This window comes from Granulicatella sp. 572.rep1_STHE (assembly GCF_001073445.1).
In the GTDB taxonomy this organism is placed as follows: domain Bacteria; phylum Bacillota; class Bacilli; order Lactobacillales; family Aerococcaceae; genus Granulicatella; species Granulicatella adiacens.
Genome location: NZ_JVBO01000014.1, coordinates 38082 through 46612, shown reverse-complemented (window position 1 = coordinate 46612; position 8531 = coordinate 38082). Strand labels below are relative to the sequence as shown.

Here is an 8531-nt window from a genome sequence, read left to right as displayed (position 1 = left end):
TATATAGATTATTACAATAACAAAAGAATTCAAGAAAAAACAAAATGGATGTCCCCTGTTCAATACAGGGAAACATCCATGCGTTCAGCTTAATTTAATAATGTGTCCAGGATTCTGGGTACATATCAACTGCTCAACTCTTTTTGGTTTTTAGAAATATTGTTTGCCTGTTTCCAAGGCTGCTTCCGGCATAATGACTTCGCCGTATTCTTTTAATACTTCCCATGAAATTCTTGAAAACTCTGCATACTCGCGAACAAGTGCCATTTTCGCAGCAACTTCTTCTGGTTTTTCCACTTGATGGAAAACATGTAAGAAGTAATGTCCACTATAACGGTAAAGAACAGATTGGTCGAACTCCCCTGCTGTTTCTTTTGCCATTGAGACGAAATCTTCGAAATCTTCAAAGACGACTGTCACATCGATTGGTTTCAATGTTGAAGATTTATCTTCCGTATTAATGACTGGTTTTGGAGAAATTTTTCCTTCTTCTTTATCCTCTTTACGCTTCTTCCCAATACGGTCTGTTAGAGAATGTTGAATCGTATCAACGATATTGCGCACCATACGCTCGTCTGTCGATTCATCTCCCATGTCCACAATACGTGTTACATAGAGTTCTAGGCCGTCTGGATTTGGCATGATTTGAAAACTTAATCCGTCTGAATCTTCGAATTGATTCAAGACGCCCATCTCCTCTAAAATACTATGGAAAAAGCCTTCGATTTCTCCTGGATTTCCAAGTAATTCAGGTATTGATGTACCACGGTCGATGAGATCTTGGTTCTCGATACGTAATAAGAATGTATCGTCGTTAATGCGTTCCATTTCCATAATATTCACCCCTTTTTCCTTATCTATTTATTCTAGACCAAACCTGACAAAAATAAAAGAAATACGATTGGAACACGAATATTAATTGGTTTGTGCTTCTTGAAAAATAGCTTGGATGGGGCAAATTGAACTTGCGTTCAAATATACTAAAAAAGATTACTGCGAATCCTTGTGAATTTGAATTATAATCGCTGTTACGGGGCACCGGCGCAAGCCTGTAGTCTTGCACCTTCGAAGCTTCAAACGGGAGTAAGACCAAAGACAAAACAGGACTCACAGTGTGAGTCCTGTTTGCTTTGTAATCTTACCCCCGCAAGGCTGATTAGAATTAAGCGAATCACAAGTGATGAAGCTTGATTCAATCAGCTACTGCGTCTAACTTTATAAACTGTTTTAACTACGGGACTTGTCCCTACTCCGCATAAGCACAGTGGTTGAATGGAATGAGCTTCGCTGTTTCCAGCTAGCTCATCCCTATTCAACTTTGTGGGGGAAAGAAAACGAAATAGCCTAAATACATAAATATATTTAGGCTATTTCTGTCTTTCTCCCTCACATTCGATGCAATTCCCCGTTACTGCGATTATAAAATCCACAAGATTCTTCGTAATCTTCTTTTATTTATTCTGTTCAAATTTCCCCTCCAAGCTGTTTGAAAAGGTGCTAAAACCTTCGTATTTCTTATTTTTGGAAGGGTCGATAGGATGGAATTGGCCGCGAAACGACGATACTTTTTCTTTTATAAGGCTTAGGCTTTCTTCAGGCTGCGACCAAATTGTCTTGTACGAATCTGTTGGATACTAAAGGCTAATGCAACATATAATATTCCGAATAAAAGTACCATTCCTAGGTTGAAAGCGTAACTTGAAAAATCTGTTGAAGGATTTTCTGCAGCTGAAATCACATAATATACTGGGAAGAATTTTGCGATACTAATAGCTACCGGATTGAGTAAGCTTAATGGTACAAAAATGCCTGAGATAAATGACAATCCCATCCCAACAACTGTACTTGCAGCAGAATAACCATAACGATTGTCCCCAATAATTACTGAGCAAAGGAATGCTAATGCGTAGGCTGTAAGAGCCATCGAAATCGTGAGCATTAATGATTTTGGAGATCCTGCACTCACATAGAAGCTTGGTGCTAAAATAGCAACAAAAACTAAATTAATTCCTACGATGATTCCAACGACGGTTAATCCACCAAGGAATTTTTCAAACGTCACACGATTCACGCTCTTCATGCCGATGATGATTCGTTTTGCTACTTCATCCTTTTCAAGTAAGGCAAAGATTAACCCAAGCAAGAAGATAAAGACTGAAATGTAAACAAATGGTGTGTATGAAAAATAGATTTCACCAAATTTTGCATAGTAATCTGCATCTTTGACAGTAGCATCTTTTGATATCACACTCACTGTTGCTTGCTCTTTTAAAATTTTATCCATATTTTCAGCACTGAAATTGCCTTGATTTTTCAACACGACTGCATAGCGTATATATGAATTTACGTACTCTCGAAGTAAATTTCCTTCAAGCGAATTTCCAATTTCCATATTCAATGCTTCTTCCCCTTTGTTGATTCTTGCATCAACGTCTGATGGAATCCACATTGCGCCATCCGCATCATTTGCATAAACTGCTTCTTTCATGCTGTTATCGCTATTGGTTGTTAGAGTGACTTTATGATCTTTTTTCAGAGAAGCAATCATTGCATTGATAATGTCGCTATTTCCTTCTGATTCGTCTTTAATCACGACTTTATACTTTGTGTCTTGGAATCCTGTTACTTCTTGATTTCCTAGCACTTGAGAAAGTCCCATTCCCATAAAGATAACTAGGAAAATAATCGCATATGATTTTAATCGATAAGCAAGTTTTAAAAAATATTTATAGACTATCATAACGTGTTCTCCTTAATCTCCATAATGCACATCCTAGAAGTGCTAGTGTGTAAATACCAAGCAATAAGTAAGTTCTGCCTAGATGGGCACTCCCTACGAGTCGGTTTAATTGATAAAATCCTGTAACCATTAATGCGACCGGATTAAATTGATTAAATCCTGGCATAAAGGTATTGGCAAAACCTTTCATTGCTGTTCCCATCATTCCAGCTAGCGCCGAGAGAACGAGGTTTAGCATTAACGAGAAGATGATTCGCCCTTGCATAGTGAGTTTTTGATTGGTTCCTATCAAAAGACCTGCTGAAATTCCAAATACATTTCCCATCAACATAAGAAGGAGACTTCCTCCCCAATCTGCGAATAAATCAATTTTCAATACTTGTGTCATGTAGATAAGTAAAATTGCGTTCGAAGTGATATTGAGCAATAATCCAATCAAAAAGCAATTGATAATGAGTTTTCCTTTGCTAAATGGACTGCCCATAATACGTCGCCCAATCGGTGACACATTTCCGTTTAAATAGGCTGCACAAACAACACCACTAAATACGGAATACATTGTAAAGCTGGCAAGTGCACTATAGAATAACATCGTTCCTTGGCTCACATCGCTGGTTGCCTGAGTAACCCAACTCTTATTAAAATCAATGCTTGCAGCCCCTTGCCCCAAACTTTGAACTTGTTTAATTTGTGTCACTACATTTTTCAAAACACTTTGAGGAACCCCCGACGATTTGCTTACGACTACATCTAAGTTATTGTCAACGAATCCGTCAGCTTTATCATCTGTTACAAGTTCTTTCCCAGCCTCCTTAGAATCAACATCAATAATTTCAAAATAGTCTCCCGCTTGTTCGAATACATAATGGTATGGATTATTTGTTGTCATTGCTACACGAACTGTACCCATATCTTGATTCATAATTCCTGAAAAAGACACGAAATAGAGTGAAACCAAGATAATTGGATAAAGTAACACCCAGAACGAGAATGAAAAATCTTTTAAAGCGTCTTTTGATAAATAAGTAAATAATTTTAAGAATGTCTTCATGAATCTCGAAGTCCTTTCCCTGTATATGCAAGGAACACATCGTCTAAACTTGGTTGTTCACTGTATAAACGAACATAACTCAAGTTCAATTCTTCAAGGGCGTTGGCCACGTGAAGCAAGTGATTCGTTCCTTGTTCGAAGTTGAATTTCAAATGATCTTTATGTTGCTCTAAAACAAGAACGTGCGGAATTTGTTTTAAGCGAGCCACTTGTTCTTCTGTTGGAACGGTTGACAGTTCTACTTGGATAATTTCAGAAGTAGCAATAGATTTTTTCAATTCTTGAGAAGTACCTGAAACAATACTCTTCCCTTTATCCATAATCACGATTCGGTCACTTAACCCGTCCACCTCATCTAAGTAGTGCGTTGTGTAAATAATCGTACTTCCCTGTTCATTGAGCTTGCGAATGCCTTCTAAAATAAATGAACGACTTTGTGTATCCACCGCTACTGTTGGTTCATCAAAGAAAATTAGACTTGGTTTATGTACGATTCCGCATGCGATGTTCAAGCGGCGTTTCAACCCCCCACTCAATTTCTTTGGAACGAATTTGCGGAAATCTTGTAATTCTACAAACTCAATTGCCTCTTGTACATATTGTTTTCGTTTCTTTGCATCTGAAATATACAATCCGCAGAAGAAATCAATATTTTCTTCTACTGTTAAATTATCTAAATACGCTAAATCCTGTGGAACAATCCCAATTTCGCGTCGTACTTTATTGGATAACGGAAACTTGCTTTCTCCTAAAACCGTTACTTCACCACTATCAAAGGTTAAAAATCCTAACATACTGTTAATCGCAGTTGTCTTTCCACATCCGTTTGGTCCAAGAAGCGCTAGCAGCTCTCCTTTACGAATTTCAATATCAAAATGATTTAATGCCATCAAGTCTTTGTATCGTTTTACAAGACTTTTTACTTGGATACTGTTTTCCATGTCTTCACCTCATTGATTGTTTTTACATTCTTAGTATATCCAGCATGCTTGTCACAAACTAGTGTCAAATGTCGTTAGTTGCATATGACATTTGTCATAAATGAGTAGATATTTCTCCCTATTTGGGCTACACTGAAAGAAAGAGCGTCGGAGGTGAGAGATTTGCGGACTTTTTTAGAGAAATTAATGTTCTTTATTCTGATTAGTATGTATTTGATGGGACAACAAGTAGAGGTCTTTACAATCTTTCTAGGACTTTGTATTTTTATTTTCTCTCTATCCATGGAAGTTTTTGAAAATAGTTGGATACAACGCATTGCTTTGGTAATTTCTGGTGCATTATGTATTGTCTTTCCTGAGTGTGTACTTTATATTTCAATTTTCATCATGCATGCCGCTCAACTGTTTGGACCCCCAGGAATTTTTACTGGAGTTCTCCTTCTACTACGTCCAAATCTATTAACATTACTACTAACCGTTATTGGAACATATCTTATTTTGCGTAGTAGCTATGATAAAAAATTCAGAATAAAGAGTCACCTTATCCAAGACGACTTGGAGCATGAACGATTGATTCTACTTCAAAGGCAGCAATTTAGCCAAGAGGAAACTTTAAAACAAATGGAGGTTGCTACTCTCAAAGAACGTAACCGTATCTCCCATGCCTTGCATGATCAAATTGGACATACGCTGAGTGCGTCGATTATGCAACTAGAAGCCCTACAAATTATCACTAATGAACCTGTTGTGGAGAAAAAATTGGAACAAGTTTCAGGAATTCTTCAAAGCGGAATGAACGAAATCCGTTCAACCATTCATAACCTTTATGATGACTCCTTCTTACTTTCTCAAAAGATGGATGAAATCCTTCATCCCCTTGAGAAGAAGGCGCAAGTCAATTATCAAAACACAATATCTGATGAGATCCCCATCGGTTTGAAATACGATTTCCTTACCATTTGTAAGGAAATGATTACGAACTTTATGAAGTATTCAAATGGAAATCAACTTCAATTGTTCTTATTAGAACAGAACAATTATTATACGATTCAATATAAAGATAACGGGAACAAAACTCATAATATAACCCCGGGAATGGGACTCACAATGATGAAAGAACTCGTAGAGAAACATAAAGGAGTTATGACACTACAAACTACAAACGGATATGACATCTTTATCCGTATTCCTAAACAGGAGGAGCACCATGATTAAAACGATTCTTATCGACGATGACTTTTTAGTTTTGCAAGTCTTAGAAACCATTCTATCTGTTCAAGACCATATTGAAGTAGTAGGGACTGGAAACGACGGGCGTGATGCTGTTGAATTATATATTACTCATCAACCAGACCTCGTTTTGATGGATATTCGTATGGAACCAACTAGTGGAATTGAGGCAGCACATGAAATTTTAAAGGATTTTCCAAAAGCAAATATTTTATTCCTAACAACCTTCCAAGATGATGAGTATATTACCAAAGCACTTTCGATTGGTTGTAAGGGATATTTATTAAAACAACATATTAAAGGCATCCTGCCAGCCATCGAAGCTGTAATGAACGGGCAAATTGTTTATGATTCAACGATTGAAATGCCAGTGAAGAAAACATTTGAGAAGAAATCAAGCGCTCATTTAAGCGAACGTGAAAATGAACTGCTCTATCTAGTTGCAGAAGGCTTTAACAATAAAGAAATCGCTGAGAAAATGTATCTCAGCGAAGGAACCGTTAGAAATTACTTATCCGCTTTACTCGAAAAGTTAGAGTTAAGAGACCGTACACAACTGGCTGTGTATTACTATAAAGAATTATAAAAAGGAACTTCAATAGAAGTTCCTTTTTTGCAAGCAGTTCGCTTGTGAATGATTATTTCCATCTTTTTCCAAATAACTAATTCATTTTGTGCACAAAAAAAGCCCTGAATTCTCCGGGCTAATTTTCTTTAAAAGTTGACTAAACGTTGAGCCATATCTAATTCATATGCTCGTACTTCTCTTGATAAGAAACGACGGATTTCGTCTTCGTTATATCCTACTTGGAATCTCTTTTCATCTAACATAATTGGACGACGTAGTAATCCTGGATTATTTTGGATTAATGAAAATAGTTGATTCAAAGGGACTTCATCTAAATCGATTTTTAACTCTTGAAAGGCTTTTGAACGAGTTGAAATAATCTCTTCGGTGCCATCTTCTGTCATACGCAAGATGTTTTTAATTTCATCGATTGTTAATGGTTCTGAAAAAATGTTTCTTTCGGTGTACTCAATGTTGTGCTCTTCTAACCAAGCTCGAGCTTTACGACATGATGTACAACTTGGTGAGGTATATAATGTAACCATTCGCTATGTCCTCCTTCAATATGATACTCTGGCTTTAATACGTGTATTATTATATATGATATATTAAAAAAAATCTATATGATTTTAGAAAAAATTTTTGATTTTCACAAACTTTTTGCAAAATTAATGAAAATTTTATTCTTTCAAAATAGTTTTCACTCGCTTTCATTCTAATAGAAACAGGCTTTAGGATTTTGACTGTATTCACAATCACTGAAAAATATTATTTTTATTTTTCATGAAAATCCCTTCAAAATAAGGTATAATAAAACTACAAACTTTAAGGAGCACTACTATGTCTAAAAAAAGAATCTTCTCTGGCGTGCAGCCTTCTGCAATTCCAACCATTGGGAACTATATTGGAGCAATGAAAAACTTCGTAGCCCTGCAAGATGAGTACGATTGTACTTACTGTATCGTAAACCAACATGCGATTACCGTTCCACAAGATCCAAAGAAATTAAAAGAGCAAACTCGTTCGCTTGCAGCACTTTACCTTGCGATTGGTTTGGATCCCGAAAAATCAACCATCTTCGTTCAATCTGAAGTTCCAGCACACGCACAAGCCGCATGGATCGTACAATGTAATGTCGGCGTTGGTGAATTAGAACGCATGACGCAGTACAAAGATAAATCTCAAAAGCAACAATCCGTTTCGGCAGGGTTATTAACCTACCCTCCGCTAATGGTAGCTGATATCGTTTTATATAATGCTGAAGTGGTTCCTGTTGGAGAAGACCAAAAACAACATATGGAATTAACACGTGACTTCGTTGAACGCTTCAACAGTCGCTATGGAAATGGCAATAAATTACTTGTGATGCCAGAACCCTTTATTCCAAAAGCAGGAGCTCGTGTCATGAGTCTTCAAACACCTACAAAGAAAATGAGTAAATCAGACGCAAATGTAAAAGAATACATCAGCATGCTTGATGAGCCAGCTGTGATTCGTAAAAAGATTAAGAGCGCTGTTACTGATTCAAGTGGTGTGATTGAATTCGACCCAGTTGAAAAACCTGGCGTATCGAACCTATTAACCATCTTCTCTGCTTTCTCTGGTGAAAGTATCGAATCACTTGTGGCACGCTTCAAAGGCGTAGGTTATGGCCAATTTAAAGAAGAATTAGCTGATGCCATTATCGCAGTTATGGAACCCATCCAGGAGCGTTATTATGAGTTGTTGAAATCTGATAAGTTAGATGAGATTTTGGATGAGGGTGCTAAGAAAGCAAATTACGTAGCGAATAAAACACTACGCAAGATGGAAAAGGCGGTAGGCTTAGTGAGATAAACTATTTTTGATAAATGAGATCCATTCTTCTAGAATGGGTCTTTTTTGATTATCTTTAAAACATCAGTTTTATTATTGAAAGAGTCATAGTGGGACACCGGTTCAAGCCTTAAGTCTCTCACCTTTGAAGCTTCAAAGGTGGAGTAAGGAAATCATTCCTAACTC

At 36.9% G+C, this 8531-nt stretch carries 9 protein-coding genes; 4 read left to right on the top strand and 5 right to left on the bottom strand.

The window, feature by feature from the left end; all coding sequences use genetic code 11:
* Positions 1-3 precede the first annotated feature (3 nt).
* Entirely contained in the window at positions 4-93 is a 90-nt protein-coding gene (locus ADH99_RS10700) for an IS3 family transposase (RefSeq protein ID WP_414651679.1), read from the top strand.
* A 57-nt stretch (positions 94-150) separates the two neighbouring features.
* On the opposite strand, the gene ADH99_RS02980 is transcribed toward ADH99_RS10700, so the two are convergent.
* The 4 genes from ADH99_RS02980 to ADH99_RS02965 form a co-directional block, all read right to left on the bottom strand.
* A complete protein-coding gene (locus ADH99_RS02980; RefSeq protein WP_048712170.1) occupies positions 151-834 on the bottom strand; it encodes an adaptor protein MecA in 684 nt (227 codons plus the stop codon).
* A 748-nt stretch (positions 835-1582) separates the two neighbouring features.
* Complete coding sequence (locus ADH99_RS02975; RefSeq protein WP_049554540.1) at positions 1583-2740, bottom strand: ABC transporter permease; 1158 nt, start codon at positions 2738-2740, stop codon at positions 1583-1585.
* The gene (locus ADH99_RS02970; RefSeq protein WP_049554539.1) at positions 2727-3791 is read right to left on the bottom strand and encodes an ABC transporter permease; all 1065 of its coding nucleotides are present in this window, start codon (positions 3789-3791) and stop codon (positions 2727-2729) included. Before ADH99_RS02970 ends, ADH99_RS02975 begins: the two co-directional genes overlap by 14 nt.
* Positions 3788-4732, bottom strand: coding sequence for an ABC transporter ATP-binding protein (locus ADH99_RS02965; RefSeq protein ID WP_049554538.1), 945 nt, complete (start codon positions 4730-4732; stop codon positions 3788-3790). Before ADH99_RS02965 ends, ADH99_RS02970 begins: the two co-directional genes overlap by 4 nt.
* A gap of 162 nt (positions 4733-4894) precedes the next feature.
* On the opposite strand from ADH99_RS02965, the gene ADH99_RS02960 reads away from it, so the two are divergent.
* Both ADH99_RS02960 and ADH99_RS02955 read left to right on the top strand, forming a co-directional pair.
* Positions 4895-5947 carry a sensor histidine kinase gene (locus ADH99_RS02960; RefSeq protein ID WP_244266356.1) on the top strand — a complete coding sequence of 351 codons (1053 nt, stop codon included), beginning with the start codon at positions 4895-4897 and terminating at the stop codon, positions 5945-5947.
* Positions 5940-6548, top strand: a complete 609-nt coding sequence (locus ADH99_RS02955) for a response regulator transcription factor (RefSeq protein ID WP_049554537.1) — start codon at positions 5940-5942, stop codon at positions 6546-6548. Before ADH99_RS02960 ends, ADH99_RS02955 begins: the two co-directional genes overlap by 8 nt.
* Positions 6549-6676: 128 nt before the next feature.
* Here ADH99_RS02955 and spxA read toward each other — a convergent pair whose 3' ends face one another.
* Positions 6677-7075, bottom strand: coding sequence for a transcriptional regulator SpxA (gene spxA / locus ADH99_RS02950; protein ID WP_005607127.1), 399 nt, complete (start codon positions 7073-7075; stop codon positions 6677-6679).
* A gap of 295 nt (positions 7076-7370) precedes the next feature.
* Here spxA and trpS point away from each other — a divergent pair, with 295 nt between their 5' ends.
* Positions 7371-8366 carry a tryptophan--tRNA ligase gene (trpS, locus tag ADH99_RS02945; protein WP_049554536.1) on the top strand — a complete coding sequence of 332 codons (996 nt, stop codon included), beginning with the start codon at positions 7371-7373 and terminating at the stop codon, positions 8364-8366.
* Positions 8367-8531 lie beyond the last annotated feature (165 nt).

What these genes read in the sequence shown, in the direction of transcription:
- ADH99_RS02980 (WP_048712170.1), bottom strand. Translation starts at nt 834, where the DNA reads ATGGAAATGGAACGCATTAACGACGATACATTCTTATTACGTATCGAG.
- ADH99_RS02975 (WP_049554540.1), bottom strand. Translation starts at nt 2,740, where the DNA reads ATGATAGTCTATAAATATTTTTTAAAACTTGCTTATCGATTAAAATCA.
- ADH99_RS02970 (WP_049554539.1), bottom strand. Translation starts at nt 3,791, where the DNA reads ATGAAGACATTCTTAAAATTATTTACTTATTTATCAAAAGACGCTTTA.
- ADH99_RS02965 (WP_049554538.1), bottom strand. Translation starts at nt 4,732, where the DNA reads ATGGAAAACAGTATCCAAGTAAAAAGTCTTGTAAAACGATACAAAGAC.
- ADH99_RS02955 (WP_049554537.1), top strand. Translation starts at nt 5,940, where the DNA reads ATGATTAAAACGATTCTTATCGACGATGACTTTTTAGTTTTGCAAGTC.
- spxA (WP_005607127.1), bottom strand. Translation starts at nt 7,075, where the DNA reads ATGGTTACATTATATACCTCACCAAGTTGTACATCATGTCGTAAAGCT.
- trpS (WP_049554536.1), top strand. Translation starts at nt 7,371, where the DNA reads ATGTCTAAAAAAAGAATCTTCTCTGGCGTGCAGCCTTCTGCAATTCCA.